The sequence below is a fragment of the Pontibacillus litoralis JSM 072002 genome (assembly GCF_000775615.1).
Taxonomy (GTDB): Bacteria; Bacillota; Bacilli; order Bacillales; family BH030062; genus Pontibacillus; species Pontibacillus litoralis.
Genome location: NZ_AVPG01000062.1, coordinates 1 through 976 on the forward strand (window position 1 = coordinate 1; position 976 = coordinate 976).

Sequence of the window (976 nt, forward strand, 5' to 3'; positions counted from 1 at the left end):
AGCGAAATTCCTTGTCGGGTAAGTTCCGACCCGCACGAAAGGTGCAACGATTTGGGCACTGTCTCAACAAGAGACCCGGTGAAATTATACTATGCGTGAAGATGCGCATTACCCGCGACAGGACGGAAAGACCCCGTGGAGCTTTACTGCAGCCTGATATTGAATGTTGGTACAGCTTGTACAGGATAGGTGGGAGCCTTAGATACCGGAGCGCTAGCTTCGGTGGAGGCATCCGTGGGATACCACCCTGGCTGTATTGACATTCTAACCCTGGACCGTTATCCGGTCCGGAGACAGTGTCAGGTGGGCAGTTTGACTGGGGCGGTCGCCTCCTAAAGAGTAACGGAGGCGCCCAAAGGTTCCCTCAGAATGGTTGGAAATCATTCGCAGAGTGCAAAGGCACAAGGGAGCTTGACTGCGAGACCTACAAGTCGAGCAGGGACGAAAGTCGGGCTTAGTGATCCGGCGGTACCGAATGGAAGGGCCGTCGCTCAACGGATAAAAGCTACCCCGGGGATAACAGGCTTATCTCCCCCAAGAGTCCACATCGACGGGGAGGTTTGGCACCTCGATGTCGGCTCATCGCATCCTGGGGCTGTAGTCGGTCCCAAGGGTTGGGCTGTTCGCCCATTAAAGCGGTACGCGAGCTGGGTTCAGAACGTCGTGAGACAGTTCGGTCCCTATCCGTCGTGGGCGTTGGAAATTTGAGAGGAGCTGTCCTTAGTACGAGAGGACCGGGATGGACGCACCGCTGGTGCACCAGTTGTTCCGCCAGGAGCATAGCTGGGTAGCTACGTGCGGATGGGATAAGTGCTGAAAGCATCTAAGCATGAAGCCCACCTCAAGATGAGATTTCCCATTCATTTAATGAAGTAAGATCCCTTGTAGATGACAAGGTTGATAGGTCCGAGGTGGAAGCGTGGTGACACGTGTAGCTGACGGATACTAATCGATCGAGGACTTAACTAATTAGTTT

General features: G+C 54.0%; 1 rRNA gene. It reads left to right on the forward strand.

The features are described 5' to 3' along the window. A 23S ribosomal RNA gene (locus tag N784_RS15680) occupies positions 1 to 969 on the forward strand; the annotation flags it as partial. Positions 970 to 976: the final 7 nt, after the last annotated feature.